Below are 21,109 nucleotides of genomic sequence, written 5' to 3'. Positions count from 1 at the left end.
ATACAGCAGTTGTAAACTACATTACATCTATATTCCAAAGAAAAGAAGTATCGTATACCTACCCAAAAATATACGATATGGAGTGAATGAGATGAACAATTCAAGATTGCAAAATGAACTGGATTCAGCCAGAACTGATATGAAAAAAATGCTACCCCAAGAGATACTCGATACATTTGAGAAAACGATTCGCGAAATCAATAAACATGCAGCAAAAAAATGAATTGAGCTTTCATGTACTAAGTGATATACATAATCAAACAGCAGAAAAATACAACCTCAAATTTAGACTTCCTGAATATGCACATGAAATTTACAGATCATTAGGCATATCCTTGGATACATTTAATGGCGACAACGCTTGGGAGCTTCCTGTACCTGCTACATTTGTCATTGATTCAGAAGGTATGATTCGTGCAAGATTTGCTGATGCTGACTACCAAAAACGAATGGAGCCTGCAGAGGTACTACAGATTCTACGCTCTCTAAAATCATCATGAATACATAAAGACACAAAAAGGAGGAAGTATATGGACTCTAAAAGTCCGATCCTAATGCCAGATTCGATATTACAACGCAAAGGAGCTCGCAAAGGAACAGATATTCCTAAGGATGTGCTTTTGCTACTGCAACAGGGTCAGCTTGAGACAGTGAATCTCACCGAATGGCTGGCAATTGATCATGTTGTACTGCTGCACTATGCTCTTACTGAACTTGACTTGCAACAATTATCCGATGTTTTCCTGTCCGAGTTGGATCATTTGAAGGAAAAGAAGACGATGAAAATAATCCCTGCCATTGCGCGAGCATGGCTGAACCTATTGAAACTACAAGCACCTCAAGAACGCACTCGACTCTTTGACGCGATGAGTACTCATCGTTCAGACAGTATTCGCTGCTGGGCTGCCTATATCGTGGGGATTGATCCCCATTTAAGTGTAGAAGACAAACTGGCTGGCATTCGTCCCTTTGCAGCAGATTCCCATTTCGGAGTACGTGAAATTGCCTGGATGGCTGTGAGGGAATCCATCTCCTTGCAACTGCTTGAAGGGCTTGCCCTGTTGCACAGTTGGGTACGAGATGAGGATGCTAACATACGTCGTTTTGCCATTGAAATAACCCGGCCACAAGGCGTTTGGGCCAAACACATCCCGGAGTTAAAAACACATCCCGAGCTGGCCCTTCCTCTCTTGGAGGCTGTTCAGTCTGATCCGGTCAAATATGTTCAGGATTCCGTGGGCAATTGGCTGAATGATGCCAGCAAAACTACCCCCGAATGGGTGCTTCAAGTTTGTAATGCATGGCTGAAAACTTCGGACACCAAGGAAACGAGGCGAATAGTCAGCCGGGCCCAAAGAAGCTTGGACAAAAAGAAATAATCGTAAGACTCCTCTTCATCACCGTGACAACAACCATAAGCCCTGAGCTATGCAAACAGGACAAACGCTTCTTCTTTATGATTTTATAAAAGGTTAAAATTCCCTTTATAAATATGAAACAGAGGGAGTTATTTACATACAATTCAGTTTTGTGTATTTTCGATTTTATGTTCTTGCACTGATCGCAGTGCTCATGCTTACCAGTTGCACCTCTAAAAATCCAGCAACTACAGCCCAAACACATTCTAGTGTAGGCAATGCGACTCGTAATACAACGGGTGTAGATAAAAAAAGTCGGACTGTCCTACCCATCACACAGTCACAGGCTTATACGGTTACCTCGGAAAAGGATCTTGTGGCTCTTACAATCCCTGCTGGCTGGCGCAAATTTAAACAGGGACAACTGGACGCAGTGCTAAGTGTTGCTGACAAAGGAAATAAGAATGTAGGCCTAGTTTTTCGTATCCCCAAATCAGCCTATGCAAGTAACATGACGCTTGATGAATTTGTACAGCAACGCGAAGAAGTCTCCACACTGGGCCTTGAAAACTTTAGGGCTGTGGAAACTACCCCAATCCAGATTGATTCCACAACAGCCAGAACAGCCGATTATTGTGGGAAATTCAATGGCCAACAGGTCTATTACTTCAGTGCCATGTTAGAGAGTAAACAGCACTACTTTCAAGTATTAATCTATTCAAGGGGAGGCTCTTGCAGTAGAAAAACATCACGAATTTGCAACTATAGCCAGCTCCTTGAAAATATTAAGCGACTCACAAGTTAAGTCAGACCTTCGCTCGACAACTATTTTTAAAACTTTTAAAAGTGAAGATGCCCAGCAACAAATCCGTCTTCCTTATGTATGGAAGACTGGTTTAATTCTTAATCCGGATGCGCTAATTCAAGCCTGGTATGAAAAAAACGATGCATACATGGCGATCATCAAGGATTGGAAATCCGAACTGCCGTATGAGAAATCCTCAATGATTACATTAAAAGATTACGCTGAGTTTTCAGCTCAATTAGTACTCAAAAGGGCTGGAAAAGGTTTACAATACGAAGTATGGGTAGAGAACGATAAAGTAAAAATTATGTATTTAATCACCTTTTTTGAACATACCGACTCATTCTCTCAAATTATTTTTTGTACGAGAGCTGATTATTACGATAGTCAGAAATCTGAATTTCAACGGTATTTCAAAACATACAGAGAAATAGAGATATAGACATGACAAAATCCGCCAAGCACTTAGGAATCTTTGTGTAAGCGGATTTTTTCTATGTGACATCTATCGCTCAGCTTCTTCTCTGCTTGTCAAAAATTTCACTGATTCTGTAGCGCTCAGCCCCTGTCCAAACATAAGAAAAAGCCCTATAAAAGGACTAGGGCTATTTCTCTTGAAATCTATTCTGTTGTCGCTTGAAGTTCCACCTCTATGTATTAGGTTCCAAACCGTTTGCGATACCCGCATTTTCGGCACAACTCTTCCACTGCTTTTCTTTTGGAGAATCCAAAGTACAAACGATTTGCACGCTCACCTTCCACGATCTCGGAAAATGATTGCTCATGTACATTACCTAAATTAATGACGCCTTCTCCATCTAGACAGCAAGGGACCACTGTTCCGTCCACCAATACCGCCGCCTGACTACGAAGCGCATGGCAAAAACCTTTTCCGTCATCTTCCGGAGCACTCAGGCTAGGCCATTCAAATTCGTAATCCTGATTCAAATATACATTAGGAGCAATTTTAACTCCACTGCCCGGAATTACTTTTTCTTCAATCCGATAGTCCAGTCCAAACTCTTGCTCCAATTGTTCCAGTGTCTCCCGGTTGCGCTGACGCTGCACATTCGTCAAATTATCTTGATTCAGGTTCCAGAGACGGAATGAAATAATGACATTATGCTTCACAGCTTCTCTGACAAACGTAAAAATATGACCCAAATAACCTTCTCGATCCACAGAACCTTCATGTCCATCAAAACTATGAAGAGAAAAATTCATCTGCCGTAACGCCGGCTGACCAAGCAGCTTATGCCCAGTTTTCGGCAGCAAAGTACCATTGGTCGTAATGTTGACCTTTAAGCCTTTCTCATGCGCACTCTCCAACAAAAGGTCAATTTTGGGATGGAGCAAAGGCTCTCCTTTGACATGCAGATAAATGTAATCCGTATGCGGCTTGACCTGATCAAGCACATTCCGAAAGACTTCCGGATCAATAAATTTTTTGACCCGTTGTGTCTGAGGGCAAAAACTGCAGGCGAGATTGCAAATGCTTGTGATCTCAATGTATACCTTTTTAAATGTCTTCAACATAATTTCCCCATTCTAACCTTCATCCTGAACATTTGGTTTATGCTCACTAATCTAATGATTATAACGGGTTATGAACGAGAGGTAAACTCTGCGGATATTTTCTATTGACCTTAGGTCTGACCTAAGGTTTATAGTGAAGTTATTCCAATTATCTATCCTGTATCCGTTATACACAGATGAAAATCAGACTTACTATGAAGAATACCTAAGCATAGCGGATCCTGACGATATCATCCCCACAGAAAGATGGAGCTTTATAGGCAAAAATTTTCGTTCTGATTCTACTGAAGAATTAAGCTACCTTAATTCACCTGTACTTTTAGTTTTAGCGGGAAAAGATATTAACGTAGATGTAAAACACCGAGCAAGTATATCGCAAAAAGATCCCTTCAGAGCTGCTGTCTGTCATTCATATCCCGGAAGCCGACCATTCTATGATGAATGAGCAAATCGCGCATTCACCCATATCTGTCCTTGGTTAGACCAAAAATAGATATATAAACAACAAAAAAACGGCATCTCTGCCGTTTTTTCTAAAGGATGGACTCTCAGGGACTCGAACCCTGGACCAATTGATTAAGAGTCAACTGCTCTACCAACTGAGCTAAGAGTCCATAATAAAATTTGGTGGAGCCTAGGGGGATCGAACCCCTGACCTCATCGCTGCCAGCGATGCGCTCTCCCAGCTGAGCTAAGGCCCCGTCACAAGCAAGTTATTTAACGTTTCAAGCGACTTCTATATCATATAAAATATTTGACCCTGTGTCAATAGTTTTATAAAAAAAATATATTTTTTTCTCACCACGGCCCTAAAAGATACAGTCAGCGATCAGTCGCTGTCTGTATCTTTGGATAACAGTGTTTTCAGCTCTTTCATAAACATATTGATGTCTTTGAATTGCCGATAGACGGACGCAAAGCGAACGTAGGCGACTTCATCCACAGGATAGAGTTGTTCCATGACCAGCTCACCGATCTGCTGGCTATCCACCTCTGTGGCCGCTGTGTTGCGGATGGCGTTTTCCACCTGGGATACGATCAGATCGAGCTGCTCAACAGACACTGGACGCTTCTCACAGGCTCGAATGAGACCACGCAGCATTTTATCACGGCTAAACTCTTCACGGCTACCATCTTTTTTGATGACCATCAGTGGAGTCTCTTCCACCATCTCAAAGGTGGTAAAGCGCCTGGCACACTGTTCGCATTCACGACGACGTCGGATGGACTTATTATCATTTGCTGGACGCGAATCCAACACTTTCGTGCCATTGTAAGCACAATACGGACATTTCATAATCTCATCACTTCCTTTTTCCAATAAATTCCCGAAGCTTTTAAGTAATAATTTTGTCGAAACGGATCATAATATGTTTACCACGTCGCGAGGAGGTGAACAACAATGGCACAAGGAAACAATGGCAACTCCAACAACCTGGTAGTCAGCAGATCCTCCGGTGCTCTGGAGCAAATGAAATATGAAATCGCTCAAGAGCTGGGTATCAGCATTCCTCAAGATGGATACCAAGGTAACATGACTTCCTATGAGAACGGTTCGATCGGGGGCTACATCACCAAACGCCTCGTAACGATCGCCGAACAACAATTGGCAGGTCAATATCAATAATCTCGGTAATAATGCAGAAGTAATACGAAAAAGTGTAGGGATAGGCTGCTAAAAACAGCCTGTCCTGCGCTTTTTTCATTTTAATGCGAAAAGGTTCATATTGTCATTAACTTGTCACCTAAAACTGGCCATAAATTTTTGTATATTGCCTGTAGTAGTAGATGACTCGCTGTACATAATGCCGCGTCTCGCCAAAAGGGATTTGCTTGATGGACTCTTCTTTGCCATCCCACACTCCCTGATCCAGCCATTCCTGAACTTTACCTGGACCGGCATTATAAGCAGCTATGATGACCACAGGATTATCCTGAAACTTCATAGACAGGCTATGCAAATACCAGGTTCCCAGCTCAATGTTGGTGCCAGGCTCGTGCTTGACACTTTCCAGCGGCACCTTTTGAATCTGGGCACTGTCCATGATCCAATTAGCGGTATTTGGCATAATCTGCATAAGCCCGAGCGCACCCTTGTGTGACTGTTTGCTGGTTTTAAAGTTTGTTTCTACGCGGATAATAGACGCCACCAAAAACGGGTCCACTTCATATGTCTGTGAATACTGCCGAATCTCATCCTTATATTGAATCGGGTAAAACCATGACATCCAATTGGAATTGAGGAACAGAATCAGGACAAATCCGACAAACAATGTCAGCAGGACTCTTTTCTTACGTAAAATGTTCATGCAAGTCCCTTTCGTTGCCAAAACTGATCAATTTGCCGCTTTGTCTTAGCCTGTGTTCCGCTATTGTCAATAACAATATCAGCCAAACTTTTTTTCTGCTCGATATCCATTTGTGCCGACAAGCGAAGTTCGGCCTGCTCTTCTGTTAAACCATCTCTGAGCATCAGGCGCCGGAGCTGAACATCACGCGGAACATATACAACCATAATTTCCTCGTACAGGTTCTCCAGTCCAGATTCATACATTAACGGGATATCGGCCAAAACAAGCTTGTCCGGCTGCTCCCGTTCATAAGCTTCCATGCGCAGACGCATTTCCTCACGAATCGCAGGATGTGTAATATCGTTAAGTGCCTGTCGCTGTACAGGATCTCCAAATACAATATCTGCCAGTTTTTTACGGTGCAGGGTTCCGTCATTATTCACTATTGCTTGTCCAAAATGCTGTATGACCGCCGCCAGCACCGGATGCCCCGGAAGCATGACTTCCCGGGCAATGGCATCTGCGTCGATCAGCAGCGCACCCTTGGCAACCAAAAGAGCCGATACGGTGCTTTTTCCGGTAGCGATCCCTCCGGTTAATCCGATATTCATGCTTTTCACCTCATAACAGCTTCAATATGCCCATCATAATCAATAATAATGCCGGCAATACACCGAGCGCCTTCATAAATCGAAATGCTGACAGGAAAAACCCTGCCTTCATACCAGCAATCAAAAATACACCACTGAACAACGTAATTGCCAGCGCAGTATATAGAGGGTGAAAACCAAGCATGGCTGCACCTAGTCCCGCTCCAAACGCATCGACCGATAATGCAATACCTAGCCAAACCGCTTCGGTTGCAGATATACTGCCGGAACGGTCCATATCCGCTGCAGACGGGCTTCGAAGAATCCGAATCACAAGCCCCCATTTGCGGAACTCCAGCGAAAATAACGTTCGCTCCTCCTGCTGTAACTCCAGAGAAGTTTCTGTCGATAGGCCTTTTCCAGAGCTGAGTATAGACTCTGTATCCGCATCCTCAGCACTTTTTTTCCCCGCAAGAGCAGATATATTCCCTGGATCAGCCTGTTCCGTAAAGCGCAGATTCCCAGGGACTTCCGCTGCTTCTTCCGTCAAATCTTCCTTGCGATACAGAGCCTGAATTAAAGAGTAGCAGCCGATGCAGATCAGAATAACAGCACCGAAAGCAGTCGTATATACAGGAGACAGGACACGGGATAGTAATTCACCGAGCTGCATAGATATGCCGATCACCAAACCTGAACAAACGGAGATGATCGCAATCGACAACAATGGAATTTTCATTTTGCGCAGACCATATGTAACACCGACTCCGAAACTGTCCAAACTTAGTGCAAATGCTAATAACAGCAGGGCTCCCCAATGATTAGCCACTCCAATTCCCTCCCATTGCGAAGGCTGAGCCTTACAGCAGCTGACTCCCATCGCAGTATTGGTACTTGGTACAATATATGAGAGGGATGGGCTTGGGGTGACTATGCCTGTTTAGCGCAAAGGCTGGCAGATCGGGCAATGATGTGTGCCACGTCCGGCTACGACGGATTTTTCGATCAATGTACCACAGTTAATACAAGGCTTCGCGTTACGTCCATAGATTTGCAATTGGTGCTGGAAGTCGCCTGTTTTACCTTGTCCATTAACGAATGATTTGATAGACGAGCCGCCAACCTGAATCGACGCGCCCAACGTGGAGACAATAGCTTCATGCAGTACATTAAATTGACTCTCCGTTAGGCTTTTGGCTGGCTGTGCAGGATGAATTCCTGCCTTAAATAACGATTCATCTACATAAATATTCCCGATGCCTACCACATATGACTGGTTTAACAGCGCTGCCTTGATCGAAGTCGAACGAGTACCAACAGCAGCACGCAACATTTCAGGTGTAAATGCCTCGTCCATGGGTTCCAAACCGAGCTTGTTCAGCGGCTTTTCCAGCAAATCCTGGCCTGCCGGAAATAAGTGCATCGTGCCAAACTGGCGTACATCCTGATAGCGCAGTTCTGTACCATCTTTAAAATGAAAGATGACATGGGTATGCTTTTCTACAGGATCATCTTGTGAATACAATCCATAGCGTCCTTCCATCCGAAGATGGGAGACAAGCACCAGCCCGTCCAGCAAAATCCGCAGAAACTTACCGCGTCTTTCCACTCCCGTAATCCGGTGGCCAGCCAATTCCATTGCAAAAGCGTTGATATCATCAGGACGTTGGATAATACGCGGCAAATTTACGGTTACATGATCTATATGTTTATCTACGATAAGCTCGTTTAGTGTTCGTTTAATAGTTTCTACTTCCGGTAATTCCGGCATGATGTCTTCACCTCACCCTATATTATAACGGAAGCAACGTCAAATTGGGACTAACTGCTTATTGAAATATCTTACTTGGCCTCATACCAATTGCTGCCATAGCTTACCTCCGCTTTAAGCGGCACAGCCAGCTTTAATGCAGCCTCCATGGTAGCCGGGACAAGTTCTTTCATCGTTTCCATTTCCTCTGGCGGAACCTCGAATACAAGCTCATCATGCACTTGCAGCAGCATACGGCTTCGAAGATTGCGTTCACGCAGCGCTGCATCCATCTGCACCATGGCCAACTTGATAATATCGGCTGCGGTTCCTTGAATCGGCGTATTCATCGCAGTACGCTCGGCGAACGAGCGCTGGTTGAAATTGCTAGCGTTAATCTCTGGCAAATATCGTCTGCGCTCCAGCAGCGTTTTTACGTATCCATCTCTCTTCGCATCCTTCACGATATCATCCATGTAACGACGCACACCTTGGAACACGTCGAAATACTGATCGATAAAGCGAGCTGCTTCCTTCCGCGTAATATTCAAATTTTGCGATAGACCATAGTCGCTAATCCCGTAAACAATCCCAAAGTTGACCGCCTTGGCAGAGCGTCGCATATTGGAGTCTACCTCTTCAGCCGGTACACCAAACACATCGGATGCAGTCTTGGTATGGATGTCCATGTCATGGACAAAAGCCTCTTTCAAACGCTCATCATCCGAAATATCAGCCAGCACACGCAGCTCGATTTGTGAATAGTCTGCCGCCAAAATCGACCAGCCTGGTTCCGAGGGCACAAATACTTTACGGATTTTTCGTCCTTCTTCAAGGCGAATCGGGATATTCTGCAAATTTGGAAATTGACTGCTCAAGCGTCCAGTGGCCGCAACCGTCTGCCGGAAATACGTATGCACTTTACCTGTCTTTTCCGAGATTTCTTTAAGCAATCCTTCGACATACGTCGATTGGAGTTTGGCAATGGTGCGGTACTGCAAAATGTTTTGCACAATATCATGATATGGAGCAAGCTTTTCCAGCACCTCTGCATCAGTCGAATAACCGGTTTTTGTCTTTTTAATAACAGGCAAACCCAGTTTATCGAACAAAATCTCACCCAACTGCTTAGGCGAATTAAGATTGAACTCTACCCCTGCAATGCTGTAAATCTCACCCACCAAGGTTGCAATCTGGGCTTCGAATTCTTTACCCAAAGCGCGCAGTTCCTCTACATTCACCAAAATACCCTGCTTCTCCATATCCGCCAGAATGCGGGATAAAGGCATCTCCAGCTCATGGAACAGCTTGTGCATTTCCGTCTTTTCCAGCTCCGCCTGCTGCACAGGTACCAATGCTTCGATCACCGCTGCCTTACGCGCTACATGATCGGATAGTACATCCACGTCAGGAACTTTATATTTAGCTCCTTTGCCGAACACTTCGTCGTCTGGACGAATTGAAGACAAGCCATACTTGGCTGCCAGCCCACTCAATGTCTGATTCGCATCTGTCGGGTCGAGTAAGTATCCGGCCAATTGCACATCAAACTCGGCGCCCGCAAACTCAATTCCATGCCAGTGTAAAGCCAAGTCCGTACGATGCAGATCATGACCGCGTTTTTTGCGTTCAGAATCTGCAAGCCATGCGCGAATTGGGATAGCTGCATCGCTTTGCAGAACATCCAGTGTAATAAAAAACTGTCGTCCCGTTGCAGCAAATACCAGACCTACAATTTCAGCATGATGCGGGTTATCACCATGCGTCTCCACATGCAGCACATCTACGTTATTCAGCACTTCTACCAATTCGCTAATCCGCTCTTCATCCAGCACAGTCACATCTGCTGCGGCTTCCTCTACGCCGACTCCAGTACTGCCGACTTCGCCCGATAAGGATAAACGATCCAGCAGGGATTTGAACTCCAGCTTCGCCAGAGCAGGTCCCGCCGTCTCTGCCTGCAGTCCGCTGAAGACCACATCTTTCAGCTGCTTGTCCAACGTTACATCCCGATAAATTGTCGCCAATTCCTTGCTCATTCGCGCATCGTCAGCATGTGTCTCCACGCGTTCTTTCATTTTACCCTTCAGCTCATCCGTGTGCGCCAGCACCTCTTCGACTGAACCATATTGATGCAGCAGCTTGAGCGCTGTTTTCTCACCCACGCCCGGAATACCAGGAATGTTATCCGACGTATCGCCCATCAGACCCTTAAGGTCGATGATTTGTAGCGGCTTCAACCCGTAACGTTCCTGAATTTGTTCAGGTCCATACGTTTCCACCTCGGTAACCCCTTTGCGGGTCAAGCCGACCGTGACATGATCTGAAGCCAATTGAAGCATATCCTTGTCGCCAGTCACAACCAGCACATTGAAGCCCGCTTCGTCCGCTGTTTTGGACAGGGTGCCTATAATATCGTCTGCCTCATAGCCATCCAGTTCAAATTGGGCAATACCAAAGGCGGTCAATAGCTCTTTCAGCAGCGGAAATTGCTGGGACAGCTCCGGCGGTGTTTTCTCCCGTCCACCTTTGTAATCCTCGTATCCTTGATGGCGAAACGTAATTTTACCAGCATCAAAGGCAACCAAAATATGAGTTGGTTTGTGCTCCTCCAACAGCCGTAATAACATCGTCGTAAATCCATACACCGCGTTCGTCTGTTGTCCGCTTGAATTCGTCAACGGCGGCATAGCAAAAAACGCCCGGTATATAATACTGTTACCATCTATAAGCATGAGTTTATCCATTTCGCACCTCGCAAGTTCATCAATGCATTCGTAACGTTCTTACGTTTTACACATTCCTCTTCCTATCTTAACATACAAGACTCTTTTTCAGAAAAAAACGGCTGTTTCCTGGCCCAATTTGCCTTTTACTCAAAGACAAGTCTGGGTTGGAAACAACCGCTATATACCCATAGCTCTACTGGTTTAAATCTGGTCTCTCTCCGGTCACGAGATATACAGTGCTTTCACCGATATTCGTAGCATGGTCGCCAATACGTTCAATGTATCGTCCTACAAGCAATTGCAGCATGGCCTGTGAAGCCTCTGCTGGCTTTTCTACCATAAAAGCGTATAGATCACTGATCATATGGCTGTACATGGAATCCACACGATCATCCTCTTTGGCCATTTTGTAAGCCAGATCCGTATTTTCATCCAAATAGGATTTGATCGCATCGTCAATCATTTCTTTAACAATGGAAGCCATGTGTGGAATATCGACCAGCGGCTTGATCATCTGCTGTCCTTCCAAGCGAAGTGTGACCTTGGCAATATCGAGTGCCAGATCGCCCATACGTTCCAAATCACTGGAAATTTTAAATGCAACAATGATCCGGCGTAAATCCTTCGCTACTGGCTGCTGGGTAATAATGAGCTTGGAGCCCATATCCAGAATATTTTCTTCCATTGTATTAAGGGATGCATCATTTTTGACCACCTGCTGGGCCATTTCTGTATTTTTGGTTTGCAAACATTCAATAGCCTGATCGAGCGCCTTCGAAACGTGTGCACCCATTTCGCGCAGTACGGCTCTCAGTTCTTCTAATCCTTCATCAAAACCTTTTCTACGAATCATTTCGAAGTCACCCCTTCTCCTCATAATCATCAGGTTGGCTTTAGCCAAAACGGCCGGAAATATAATCTTCCGTACGTGAGTCTTGTGGCGTGGAAAACATCGTCTCTGTATCCGCTGACTCCACTACAACCCCATTCAAAAAGAACGCAGTTCGACCGGACACACGCGCTGCCTGATGCATGTTATGCGTCACCATAACGATGGTATACGTGTCTCTTAATTCTTGAACCAGTTCTTCAATCTTCATTGTTGAAATCGGGTCCAGCGCAGATGTCGCCTCGTCCATAAGTAAAATGTCAGGCTGTACAGCAAGCGCCCGGGCAATGCATAGTCGTTGTTGCTGTCCGCCGGACAAGCTGAGAGCAGAACGCTTCAGGAAATTTTTAACCTCTTCCCACAGTGCTGCTTGCCGCAGACTTTGCTCCACCAGCTCATCTAACTTGTCCTTTTGCCGAATTCCATGCAAACGCGGGCCGTAGGCCACGTTATCATAAATGGATTTGGGAAACGGGTTAGGCTGTTGAAAGACCATGCCCACCTGTTTACGCAGCATTTCTACTTCCATGGTATCGCCATATATATCCTGACCTGCGATGCTCACAGTGCCTTCAATACGCGTTCCCGGTATCATGTCATTCATCCGGTTCAGGGTACGCAGCAAAGTTGATTTGCCGCAGCCGGAGGGGCCGATGAAGGCTGTTACTGTTTTTTCAGGAATATCCAGGTTTATATGTTTCAGCGCGTGGAATTTTTCATAATACAAATTCAGCTTATCAATCCGGATTACGGAATCATTCATGGATTTATGATCTCCTTCGTGTTGCAGTTATGGTCCTCAAGCATTGCACCTGATTTGCACAATATGAAGATTATATAAGCTGTGTGTAAATTCAGTGTGGTGGATTTGTAAACGGTATGTAAAATGATCAAGAACTCAGCATAAGCTCAAGCTCCTGTGCAATTCCGGCTGCATTCAAGGCTGCTTCTGCTGCAGAACGAGACATTTCGCTGTTCTTAGCCTCTATTTCGCCAACTGCCTGTAATAACTTGGCAAATGTTTGAGTTCCAGCAGATATATATTTAGAGCCTATGTGAATCTGCTGCAAACTCGTATCTGTCAGTTCAGCGGTGTCACGCAGCATTTGCTCGATATGAGTGAGTAAGCTTGTAATCTGTACAGAAAAAGCTTTCGTCTGGAGTGACATATTTCGAACTTCTTGAGACACAATCTGAAAACTACGCCCGTGTTCGCCAGCATGGGCCGCTTCAATGGAGGCGTTGATCGCCAGCAGTCCACTGTGATCCGCCAGTGCACGAATGGATGAAGCCATCCCCGCTATATCATTCAGCGATTGGGTTAGCGCCGTCATCTGCTCATGCTGGCGCTTCATTTGTTCCGTCACTGCATGATAAGAAAGCAGAACATCCTCCAGCTCCCCTTTACCACGGCGGGATAATTCACTCATTGAGCGGGTTAGCTGCATACTGTCATCAGCCTCTTTCGCTGCATCCAGAACTGTCGTCCGAATGCGCTGAACTCCGTCATAGCTATGCCGAATTACATCGGTTCGGTCTTCGTCTGCTTCTCTTTGCATACGCTGAACAACAGATAGGATATCCCGGATGGTGAGTACACCGAGTAATCTTGTCCCTTCCTTAATCAATAAACAATCATAAAAACGCTGATCTTCACGCATCATCGCCTGTTCCACAATTTCCGCCGCCGGACTTTTCAGATCCACAATTAATGTATTGGGATCGGCAAATAGGGAAGCCGGTCTGTCATAAAACAACGCCGCCGCAAACCTGCCTGTAAAATGACGGTTATATGCATCTCTCATGATAATGCCCAAAGGAAAATCATTTTTATCCACGACGATGACACAGGGGATATCTTCCTGTGCTTTCATGAGCGCTAGCAGCTCTTTGCAAGACATATCCGTGCCAATGATCGGCACCTCCCGATATGGCACATAGGTGGTAATCGGTTTGAACGCTTCACGTTCAATCACGGCAGTGGAACTCATCTGGGTCTTTGGTTCCGTTATCATCGTTCTGCAGTCCCCTTTTTTTTACTACTTGAAGTGACGGGAACATCATATCGGTCATTTGTTGATTTTAACGGTTATTTTCGTTAACAGAATGTAAAATCACAAAATGGACATAAAAGTCGCTGATACTGCTGGGAAAAAGAAAAACGCTCCTCATTTATAACAAATGAGAAGCGCTTCTTTTTTTATTTACAACCAGCTTGTATCCCACTCCGCGGATCGAATCAATATGAACTGAATCGGGATCAAGCTCCAGTTTTTTGCGTAAGGAACTGACGTGTACATCCACAGTTCGTTGACCGCCAATGTAGTCAAAGCCCCACACGGCATTCATGAGATCATCCCGAGTCAGGACCACACCCGGCTTGCGGGACAAATAAAGTAATACCTCAAATTCCTTCGGTCTTAAGCTAATGGATTGACCTCCAAGAATAACTTCATATTTCTCAGGGTAGATTTCCAGCTCGCCCAGTTGGATTTTGGAGCCATCCTTCTGTTCAGTCAACACTCCCTCATCCCCTCCGGATGTTCTTCGCAGCACAGCCGTTACGCGGGCCAGCAGCTCAGAAACGCCAAAAGGTTTGGTAATGTAGTCATCAGCACCTGACTTCAAGCCTTGGACAACCTCAGCCTCTCCGTTTTTAGCGGTTAGAATAATGATAGGTGTCGTCAGACCCTGATGGCGAAGTCTGCTCAGAATGTCCAGTCCGTTCATTCCCGGCAGCATCAGATCCAGCAGGATCAAATCGTAGGATTCTCTGGAGGCTCTTTCAAATCCAGCAGTGCCATGATCCTCGGTATCCACTTCGAAACCTTCTTGTATTAAATTGTAAGATAGCAATCTGGCAAGCGTGGGTTCATCCTCAATAACCAGCAAACGTTGTCCCATTAATAACTTCATCTCCTGTTTACCTGTTAAAGGCGCATTGGTCAAAATCCTCAAATCTTTTCCATACTCATGCGATACCCGTTTATTTTATCACGGCATTGTTAACACAATGTAAAAAATGTTATAGTTCATTCTTCCTGTTGCAATAACGGTAATTCAACTGTAAATGTAGTGCCTAGACCAAGCTCGCTTTCCACTGAGAGTGTCCCATGATGCAAATCGACCAAGTGCTTGACGATCGATAATCCCAACCCCGTTCCGCCCGAGTTGCGAGAGCGTCCTTTGTCCACCCGGTAAAAGCGCTCAAAGATACGTGGCAAATCCTTCTTCGGTATTCCAATGCCCGTATCACTGACTGTAAATACGACCTTTTCCGTCTCATTGTCCCGCTGCAACGTTATAACTTTGATCTTTACTTTACCGCCATCAAGAGTATAGTTAATGCCATTCGACAAAAGGTTCAGGAAAATCTGCTGAAGCTTATCTTCATCTGCCTCCATAAACAGTTCATCCGGGATATCCATGTGCAGGGTAATTCTTTTTTTGGCAGCTACATTGTTCAGTTTTTCCAGCAGCGATTCTATGAAAGACGAGATATGAATCGGAGAGCAATCCAGCGGGGACCGCTTGGACTCGATTTTGGAAAGCTCCAAAATATCGCCGATCAGTCGATTCAGTCGTTCGCTTTCATCATATATAATTTGTAAAAAGGAACGGGCTGTTTCCTCATCTTTAACCCCGCCACCAAGCAAGGTCTCGGCAAAACCCTTGACTGCGGCAATCGGTGTTTTTAACTCATGAGAAACGTTTGCCACAAATTCGCTTCGCATATTTTCCAGCCGCCGAATCGCTGTAATATCCTGCAAAAGGAACAACATCCCCCGGTATCCCCCTTCATCCTCATACATAGGGACACCATCCAGCAACACGAGTCGTTCCTCAGGATTGTACAAATGCACCTCACCATGCAGTCTTTCTCGGCTTTGTATACTGCCCTCAATTAGCTTTGTGAGCTCATAGTGCTTTTTCAGCTCATGGTACGGCTTGTCCGTCACCCGCTTGCCTACAACGCCGAGCATTCGTTCAGACTCACGGTTTACGAGCGCAATACACTCACGAGCATCAATCATCAGAATCCCGCCTGTCATATTACTCATGACACTCTGAAGGAGATCCTCATTGTCGCGTATCGTTTTCATTTGGTTTTGGAGACTGTCGGCCATGCGATTAATGGCTTCACCAAGTTGCCCTACCTCATCCCGACGCTGTATACCGACCCTTGCGTCATAATCCAAACCTGAAATACGGTTGGCTACCCCTGTGATATGTTCAATGGGCGAGGTAAGGCTGCGAGCAATACGATAGCTCACCAGACCAGCCGCGATAAAGAGCAACACAAGACCAATCCCGATCGCCGTCCAGCCTCGCTGCATTCCTTCCTCCACCGCTTTCAGACTCATGGACAAACGGATATATCCGTCAAAGCCCTTGTCCGATACGACAGGCTCAGCGACGTATAGCATGTTTCGTTGCAACGTTTCGCTGTAACGTATCGTCCGACCGATTCCCTCCGACGCAGCTTGCCGTATTTCTTCACGTGATGCATGGTTTTCCATCTTGCGTGGATCGCTTAACGAATCCCCTACCACCGTACCGTCCTTACGAATGAAGGTCACTCGCGAATCGGTCAAACGGGCAATTTCCTTCGCCTTCTGAGAATAATAGGAGACATAATCCGTACTGGATAGGGCATCAGCATTCACAAACGGGAAGGTAGCGCGCAGCAGGTCGATCTCTCGGCCCATGTTCTCCTCTAGCACCTTCATATTCGAATTTTTAAAAATTTGTCCCATCGTGATTCCGGCAGCCAGGACAGATACGCCAATCAAAATCAGCATGATCAGGGTAAGCCTGAAACGAAATGATTTCATAAAATAAGCCCATCCTTATATGTAAGTTAAGTTCATTCTACAGGCTACCTGCATTATGTTCCACTGTGAAAAGAAAAAAGGCTGGAGCGTAATACTGCCCCAACCTTTTCCAGCCTCTTATCCGTTTACAACTTCACCGCCATTGATATGAATAACCTGCCCGCTTACATAAGACGAATCGTCTGAAGCAAGGTATACATAAGCTGGCGCCAATTCCTCCGGCTGACCCGGGCGCTTCATAGGCTGTGTTCCTCCAAATTCGCTAACCGTCTTGGCATCAAATGTGGATGGGATTAACGGCGTCCAGATCGGCCCTGGGGCAACAGCGTTCACCCGAATCCCTTGTTCCGCCAAATTGAGCGAAAGGGAGCGTGTGAATGATGTGATTGCCCCTTTGGTGGAGGAATAATCAATGAGTGTCTTATTCCCCGCGTACGCGGTAATCGACGTTGTATTGACGATCGCACTACCTTTCTTCAAATGCGGCAATGCCGCTTGTGTCAGGAAAAACATCCCGAAGATATTCGTACGGAACGTGCGCTCCAACTGTTCTTTCGTGATATCCTCCAGCTTTTGCTGTGGATGCTGCTCGGCTGCATTGTTCACGAGAATGTCGAGCTTGCCCAATTCATTCACCGTCTGTTGCACCGCTTTTTTGGCAAATTGGTCATCACCGATATCACCAGGAATCAACACGCATTTGCGTCCTTCCTGTTCGACTTGACGTTTGGTTTCTTCCGCATCCTTATGCTCATTCAAGTAGACGATGGCTACATCCGCACCTTCTTTGGCATATGTGACAGCTACAGCCCGTCCAATTCCACTGTCTCCACCAGTAATCAGAGCAACTTTGCCAGTGAGCTTGCCGGCCGCTTTGTAAGTTGGTTTTTCAAATTGCGGTGCAGGTGTCATTTTGGACTCAATTCCCGGTTGCTGTTCCTGATGCTGTGGGGGTAAGGTTTGCTGAGGTTGGTTGCTTTTAGCCATTATATATTCTCCCTTCAAAATCAGATATTTTTTAGGATGCAACATTTGCATCCACTCTACTCCTGATTTACCACACAAACTTATCCGTTAAACGAAAAAAAGGAAAATCCAGCTATGTGAGCATACAAAAAAGCGGCCTGTGCTTTTTCTGCACAGACCGCTTTATTCAAACCTAGCGTTTACCATTATTTCATTTGCAGCTAACTCAAGTGGTTCGTTAAATAATATGGCTGTATACCATTAAAATCGTAATTAAAATCATGAAGACAGCCAGCAGCGTACTGAACATCCGCATTTTCCCAGCGTATTGCGTAATCGGCTGTTGGTTGCGAACCGCTTCCAGTGACAACCGTAATGGCTTACCCATAGCCCCAGCGATACCGGAAATGGCAAGAAACAACACCAACACGACAACGATCCATGCTACCGAATAAGAATCCCAAGCAAAGATCATATAGACGCCGCTAACAAGCACAAGAATCAGTGCAAATTGAGCCAAACGGTTCAATAGCTGCACAGCTGATATCGTCCCTTCCTGCGCGCTTGGAGCCAATTTGTCGATTTTGCCTACGACGAAGGGAAGCAATAAATAAAAGCCCATCGCCAGTGACCCAATAATGTGAATAAAGAACATTTTTTACAACCTCCTATTCTTTGTCTTCTTACATTTTCATACAAAAACGTTTTTCCATAGAACGATCATATTCCAATGAATGACTAGCATCTTTGCAAGGTTTTGGGACATGCTTTTCTATGTAACTAGTAATGCATATGAACTCTATTATACCGGGGAATTGGGGCAAAGCAAAGGAAAACGACGTGAATGTTTCAACTTGGGTGGTGTTGGGGAGAGGCTTCGCGAACAGAACGTTGCTACCATCGCTGTAAATAAAAGAGGTGTCCTCAAGCCATAGTGATGGCTTGAGGACACCTCTTCAAGTAAAAGTACCGTATTAGTAGAAAATCGTATCTATACGTTGACTATTTTGGTCACATTGCGAACCGCTTCAGCGGATTGATCGAGCGCCGCTTTTTCCTCGGCTGTTAATTCCAGCTCAAACACTTTTTCGATGCCATTACCGCCAAGAAGTGTAGGTACGCCGAGGAACAGGTCCTGATAGCCATACTCTCCTTCCAGATAAGCAATGACTGGAATAATCCGTTTTTTATCTTTTACAATCGCTTCTGTCATTTGCGCAAGCGAGGCTGCCGGAGCATAATATGCGCTGCCATTGCCCAGTAGGTTAACGATCTCTCCGCCACCTACCCGTGTACGTTGTACAATCGCTTCAATACGCTCTCGAGAAATCAGGTTTTCAATAGGTATGCCTCCTACGCTGGAATAGCGTACGAGCGGTACCATATCATCACCGTGACCTCCCATAACGAAGCCGCGCACGTCTTCAACCGAAACATTCAGTTCCTGTGCAATAAAGGTACAGTAGCGAGCCGTATCCAGCACACCGGATTGACCAATAACCCGATTTTTCGGGAAATCAAGCGTTTGGTATGCAGTATAGGTCATAGCATCGACCGGATTACTCAGAATAATGACGATTGAATCGGGCGCATACTTCTTCACATTCTCACATACGGATTTTACAATTCCTGCGTTCGTGTTGACCAAATCATCACGGCTCATCCCCGGCTTGCGCGCGATCCCGGCTGTAATAATGACGATATCCGAATTGGCTGCATCCTCATAATTAGAAGTGCCCATGATTTGGGTGTCAAACCCTTGCACTGGACCAGCTTCCAAAATGTCAAGCGCTTTGCCTTTAGTCGGATTCTCTAGTTGCGGAATATCGATGAGTACGATATCACCTAACTCCTTTTGAGCCAGCAGCAATGCGGTAGTGGCACCGGTAAAACCGGCGCCAACAATGGATATTTTTTTGCGTTGAATGGTCAAGTAGTATTCCCCTTCCTTACAGGTTACTAATAATGGTGTCCGCAAACTCGGAGCATTTCACCTGTGTAGCGCCATCCATCAGACGGGCAAAGTCATAAGTTACGATCTTTTTATTAATGGACGTCTCCAGTCCTTTGTAAATCAGGTCAGCTGCTTCTTTCCAACCCAAGTGTTCAAGCAGCATGACGCCGGACAGAATTACGGAACCAGGGTTCACCACGTCTTTGTCGGCATATTTTGGAGCTGTACCATGTGTAGCTTCAAAGATAGCATGCCCGGTTACATAGTTAATGTTCGCACCTGGCGCGATCCCAATTCCACCAACTTGAGCAGCAAGAGCATCGGACAGATAATCCCCGTTCAGGTTCAGCGTTGCAATGACATCAAATTCAGAAGGACGAGTCAGCACCTGCTGAAGTGCAATATCAGCAATCGCATCCTTGATGATGATTTTGCCTGCATCTTCAGCTGCTTTTTGAGCTGCATTTGCCGCATCCTCACCCTCTTTTTCCTTAATGACATCGTACTGGGCCCAAGTAAATACTTTATCTGCAAACTCCTGCTCGGCTACTTCATAACCCCAGTTTTTGAAGGCACCCTCGGTAAATTTCATAATGTTACCTTTGTGTACAAGCGTTACACTCTTGCGTCCGTGGTCAACAGCATACTGAATAGCTGCCCGTACCAGACGCTTTGAACCCTCGGAAGAGACTGGCTTAATCCCAATTCCTGAAGTTTCAGGGAAACGGATTTTATTCACGCCCAGCTCTTGCTGAAGGAACTGAATCACCTTTTTCACCTCTTCGGACCCTTCGGCATATTCGATCCCTGCATAGATATCTTCTGTGTTCTCACGGAAAATGACCATATCTACCAGCTCAGGGCGTTTTACTGGAGATGGGACACCGTTAAAGTAACGAACAGGACGCAGGCACACGTATAAATCCAGTTCCTGGCGCAATGCCACATTCAATGAACGGATACCACCGCCAATAGGTGTCGTAAGTGGACCTTTAATGGCTACAATATACTCACGGATGGCTTCCAACGTATCGTTAGGGAGCCACTCGCCGTATGTATTGAAAGCTTTCTCACCAGCGAATACTTCATACCAGGCAATTTTTTTCGTGCCGTTATATGCTTTTTCTACAGCCGCGTCCAGTACGCGCTTGGAAGCTTTCCAGATATCGCGACCTGTGCCGTCACCTTCGATAAACGGAATGACCGGATGGTTCGGAACCTGCAGTTGACCGTTATCAATCGTAATTTTTTCGCCTTCAGTTGGGAGCTCAAACTTTTCAAATTTCGCCATAAGTTCCTTTTCCTCCTCAGATATGAATGGGTACAGGGCGAAAGACATGATCTTTATCACAGACAAAAACGTACATCTCTCGCCGACCCTTCTATTGTACCTTATTTTTTAAATT

At 45.5% G+C, this 21,109-nt stretch carries 22 protein-coding genes and 2 tRNA genes; 6 read left to right on the top strand and 18 right to left on the bottom strand.

From position 1 onward, the window contains the following. Positions 1-91 precede the first annotated feature (91 nt). The 5 genes from FKV70_RS26895 to FKV70_RS26540 all read left to right on the top strand — a co-directional run bounded on the left by FKV70_RS26895 (position 92) and on the right by FKV70_RS26540 (position 2,605). Positions 92-223: a hypothetical protein gene (locus FKV70_RS26895; RefSeq protein ID WP_269203187.1), complete on the top strand. Its 132-nt coding sequence runs from the start codon at positions 92-94 to the stop codon at positions 221-223. Next, the gene (locus FKV70_RS10525) at positions 207-500 is read left to right on the top strand and encodes a redoxin domain-containing protein (RefSeq protein ID WP_244310711.1); all 294 of its coding nucleotides are present in this window, start codon (positions 207-209) and stop codon (positions 498-500) included. The genes FKV70_RS26895 and FKV70_RS10525 overlap by 17 nt, the downstream gene beginning before the upstream one ends. 66 nt (positions 501-566) lie before the next feature. Continuing rightward, positions 567-1,379, top strand: a complete 813-nt coding sequence (locus tag FKV70_RS10520) for a DNA alkylation repair protein (protein WP_081276765.1) — start codon at positions 567-569, stop codon at positions 1,377-1,379. Positions 1,380-1,530: 151 nt separating this feature from the next. Further along, complete coding sequence (locus FKV70_RS26545; protein ID WP_244310710.1) at positions 1,531-2,163, top strand: DcrB/PsbP domain-containing protein; 633 nt, start codon at positions 1,531-1,533, stop codon at positions 2,161-2,163. Further along, positions 2,135-2,605, top strand: coding sequence for a hypothetical protein (locus tag FKV70_RS26540; protein ID WP_244310709.1), 471 nt, complete (start codon positions 2,135-2,137; stop codon positions 2,603-2,605). Before FKV70_RS26545 ends, FKV70_RS26540 begins: the two co-directional genes overlap by 29 nt. 215 nt (positions 2,606-2,820) lie before the next feature. Here FKV70_RS26540 and FKV70_RS10510 read toward each other — a convergent pair whose 3' ends face one another. The 4 genes from FKV70_RS10510 to nrdR all read right to left on the bottom strand — a co-directional run bounded on the left by FKV70_RS10510 (position 2,821) and on the right by nrdR (position 4,996). Further along, positions 2,821-3,699 carry a radical SAM/SPASM domain-containing protein gene (locus FKV70_RS10510; RefSeq protein WP_142612800.1) on the bottom strand — a complete coding sequence of 293 codons (879 nt, stop codon included), beginning with the start codon at positions 3,697-3,699 and terminating at the stop codon, positions 2,821-2,823. 541 nt (positions 3,700-4,240) lie between these two features. Continuing rightward, positions 4,241-4,313, bottom strand: a tRNA-Lys gene (locus FKV70_RS10500). Positions 4,314-4,324: 11 nt separating this feature from the next. After that, positions 4,325-4,400, bottom strand: a tRNA-Ala gene (locus FKV70_RS10495). Positions 4,401-4,528: 128 nt separating this feature from the next. Continuing rightward, positions 4,529-4,996, bottom strand: coding sequence for a transcriptional regulator NrdR (gene nrdR / locus FKV70_RS10490; RefSeq protein WP_013370366.1), 468 nt, complete (start codon positions 4,994-4,996; stop codon positions 4,529-4,531). 105 nt (positions 4,997-5,101) lie between these two features. Between nrdR and FKV70_RS10485 the strand changes: the two genes are divergently transcribed. Continuing rightward, positions 5,102-5,326: an alpha/beta-type small acid-soluble spore protein gene (locus FKV70_RS10485; protein ID WP_013309613.1), complete on the top strand. Its 225-nt coding sequence runs from the start codon at positions 5,102-5,104 to the stop codon at positions 5,324-5,326. A 118-nt stretch (positions 5,327-5,444) separates the two neighbouring features. Here FKV70_RS10485 and FKV70_RS10480 read toward each other — a convergent pair whose 3' ends face one another. From FKV70_RS10480 to icd, 14 genes are all read right to left on the bottom strand, one after another. After that, complete coding sequence (locus tag FKV70_RS10480) at positions 5,445-6,008, bottom strand: lytic transglycosylase domain-containing protein (protein ID WP_063213100.1); 564 nt, start codon at positions 6,006-6,008, stop codon at positions 5,445-5,447. Next, the gene (gene coaE / locus FKV70_RS10475) at positions 6,005-6,601 is read right to left on the bottom strand and encodes a dephospho-CoA kinase (RefSeq protein WP_142612799.1); all 597 of its coding nucleotides are present in this window, start codon (positions 6,599-6,601) and stop codon (positions 6,005-6,007) included. The genes FKV70_RS10480 and coaE overlap by 4 nt, the downstream gene beginning before the upstream one ends. A gap of 10 nt (positions 6,602-6,611) precedes the next feature. Next, positions 6,612-7,409 (bottom strand): MntP/YtaF family protein, encoded by a 798-nt coding sequence (locus tag FKV70_RS10470; protein WP_142612798.1) that lies wholly within the window; start codon positions 7,407-7,409, stop codon positions 6,612-6,614. A gap of 111 nt (positions 7,410-7,520) precedes the next feature. Then, entirely contained in the window at positions 7,521-8,351 is an 831-nt protein-coding gene (mutM, locus tag FKV70_RS10465; protein ID WP_063213103.1) for a DNA-formamidopyrimidine glycosylase, read from the bottom strand. Between the two features lie 71 nt (positions 8,352-8,422). After that, positions 8,423-11,077 (bottom strand): DNA polymerase I, encoded by a 2,655-nt coding sequence (polA, locus tag FKV70_RS10460; RefSeq protein WP_142612797.1) that lies wholly within the window; start codon positions 11,075-11,077, stop codon positions 8,423-8,425. Positions 11,078-11,252: 175 nt separating this feature from the next. After that, complete coding sequence (gene phoU / locus FKV70_RS10455; RefSeq protein ID WP_142612796.1) at positions 11,253-11,912, bottom strand: phosphate signaling complex protein PhoU; 660 nt, start codon at positions 11,910-11,912, stop codon at positions 11,253-11,255. Positions 11,913-11,952: 40 nt separating this feature from the next. Continuing rightward, positions 11,953-12,711 (bottom strand): phosphate ABC transporter ATP-binding protein PstB, encoded by a 759-nt coding sequence (pstB, locus tag FKV70_RS10450; RefSeq protein ID WP_142612795.1) that lies wholly within the window; start codon positions 12,709-12,711, stop codon positions 11,953-11,955. Between the two features lie 127 nt (positions 12,712-12,838). Next, a complete protein-coding gene (locus FKV70_RS10445; RefSeq protein ID WP_142612794.1) occupies positions 12,839-13,963 on the bottom strand; it encodes a methyl-accepting chemotaxis protein in 1,125 nt (374 codons plus the stop codon). 157 nt (positions 13,964-14,120) lie between these two features. Beyond that, positions 14,121-14,852: a response regulator transcription factor gene (locus tag FKV70_RS10440; RefSeq protein WP_063213107.1), complete on the bottom strand. Its 732-nt coding sequence runs from the start codon at positions 14,850-14,852 to the stop codon at positions 14,121-14,123. 128 nt (positions 14,853-14,980) lie between these two features. Further along, a complete protein-coding gene (gene pnpS / locus FKV70_RS10435; protein WP_064796222.1) occupies positions 14,981-16,783 on the bottom strand; it encodes a two-component system histidine kinase PnpS in 1,803 nt (600 codons plus the stop codon). A gap of 117 nt (positions 16,784-16,900) precedes the next feature. Beyond that, positions 16,901-17,770: an SDR family oxidoreductase gene (locus FKV70_RS10430; protein WP_063213168.1), complete on the bottom strand. Its 870-nt coding sequence runs from the start codon at positions 17,768-17,770 to the stop codon at positions 16,901-16,903. 217 nt (positions 17,771-17,987) lie between these two features. Beyond that, positions 17,988-18,404: a hypothetical protein gene (locus FKV70_RS10425; RefSeq protein WP_063213109.1), complete on the bottom strand. Its 417-nt coding sequence runs from the start codon at positions 18,402-18,404 to the stop codon at positions 17,988-17,990. A gap of 336 nt (positions 18,405-18,740) precedes the next feature. Continuing rightward, entirely contained in the window at positions 18,741-19,682 is a 942-nt protein-coding gene (mdh, locus tag FKV70_RS10420; protein WP_064796223.1) for a malate dehydrogenase, read from the bottom strand. A 16-nt stretch (positions 19,683-19,698) separates the two neighbouring features. Beyond that, on the bottom strand, positions 19,699-20,994 hold the full coding sequence (icd, locus tag FKV70_RS10415) for an NADP-dependent isocitrate dehydrogenase (RefSeq protein WP_142612793.1): 1,296 nt from the start codon (positions 20,992-20,994) through the stop codon (positions 19,699-19,701). Between the last annotated feature and the right edge of the window lie 115 nt (positions 20,995-21,109).

Origin of the sequence: Paenibacillus ottowii, from assembly GCF_006874425.1 — a bacterium.
GTDB lineage: Bacteria > Bacillota > Bacilli > Paenibacillales > Paenibacillaceae > Paenibacillus > Paenibacillus ottowii.
This window is presented reverse-complemented; position numbering and strand designations above follow the sequence as displayed.

Bases quoted from the DNA above. Each gene is read 5' to 3' on its own strand.
- FKV70_RS26895 (WP_269203187.1), top strand. From the start codon at position 92: ATGAACAATTCAAGATTGCAAAATGAACTGGATTCAGCCAGAACTGAT.
- FKV70_RS10525 (WP_244310711.1), top strand. From the start codon at position 207: ATGCAGCAAAAAAATGAATTGAGCTTTCATGTACTAAGTGATATACAT.
- FKV70_RS10510 (WP_142612800.1), bottom strand. From the start codon at position 3,699: ATGTTGAAGACATTTAAAAAGGTATACATTGAGATCACAAGCATTTGC.
- nrdR (WP_013370366.1), bottom strand. From the start codon at position 4,996: ATGAAATGTCCGTATTGTGCTTACAATGGCACGAAAGTGTTGGATTCG.
- FKV70_RS10485 (WP_013309613.1), top strand. From the start codon at position 5,102: ATGGCACAAGGAAACAATGGCAACTCCAACAACCTGGTAGTCAGCAGA.
- FKV70_RS10480 (WP_063213100.1), bottom strand. From the start codon at position 6,008: ATGAACATTTTACGTAAGAAAAGAGTCCTGCTGACATTGTTTGTCGGA.
- coaE (WP_142612799.1), bottom strand. From the start codon at position 6,601: ATGAATATCGGATTAACCGGAGGGATCGCTACCGGAAAAAGCACCGTA.
- mutM (WP_063213103.1), bottom strand. From the start codon at position 8,351: ATGCCGGAATTACCGGAAGTAGAAACTATTAAACGAACACTAAACGAG.
- polA (WP_142612797.1), bottom strand. From the start codon at position 11,077: ATGGATAAACTCATGCTTATAGATGGTAACAGTATTATATACCGGGCG.
- phoU (WP_142612796.1), bottom strand. From the start codon at position 11,912: ATGATTCGTAGAAAAGGTTTTGATGAAGGATTAGAAGAACTGAGAGCC.
- pstB (WP_142612795.1), bottom strand. From the start codon at position 12,711: ATGAATGATTCCGTAATCCGGATTGATAAGCTGAATTTGTATTATGAA.
- FKV70_RS10445 (WP_142612794.1), bottom strand. From the start codon at position 13,963: ATGATAACGGAACCAAAGACCCAGATGAGTTCCACTGCCGTGATTGAA.
- FKV70_RS10440 (WP_063213107.1), bottom strand. From the start codon at position 14,852: ATGGGACAACGTTTGCTGGTTATTGAGGATGAACCCACGCTTGCCAGA.
- pnpS (WP_064796222.1), bottom strand. From the start codon at position 16,783: ATGAAATCATTTCGTTTCAGGCTTACCCTGATCATGCTGATTTTGATT.
- FKV70_RS10430 (WP_063213168.1), bottom strand. From the start codon at position 17,770: ATGGCTAAAAGCAACCAACCTCAGCAAACCTTACCCCCACAGCATCAG.
- FKV70_RS10425 (WP_063213109.1), bottom strand. From the start codon at position 18,404: ATGTTCTTTATTCACATTATTGGGTCACTGGCGATGGGCTTTTATTTA.
- icd (WP_142612793.1), bottom strand. From the start codon at position 20,994: ATGGCGAAATTTGAAAAGTTTGAGCTCCCAACTGAAGGCGAAAAAATT.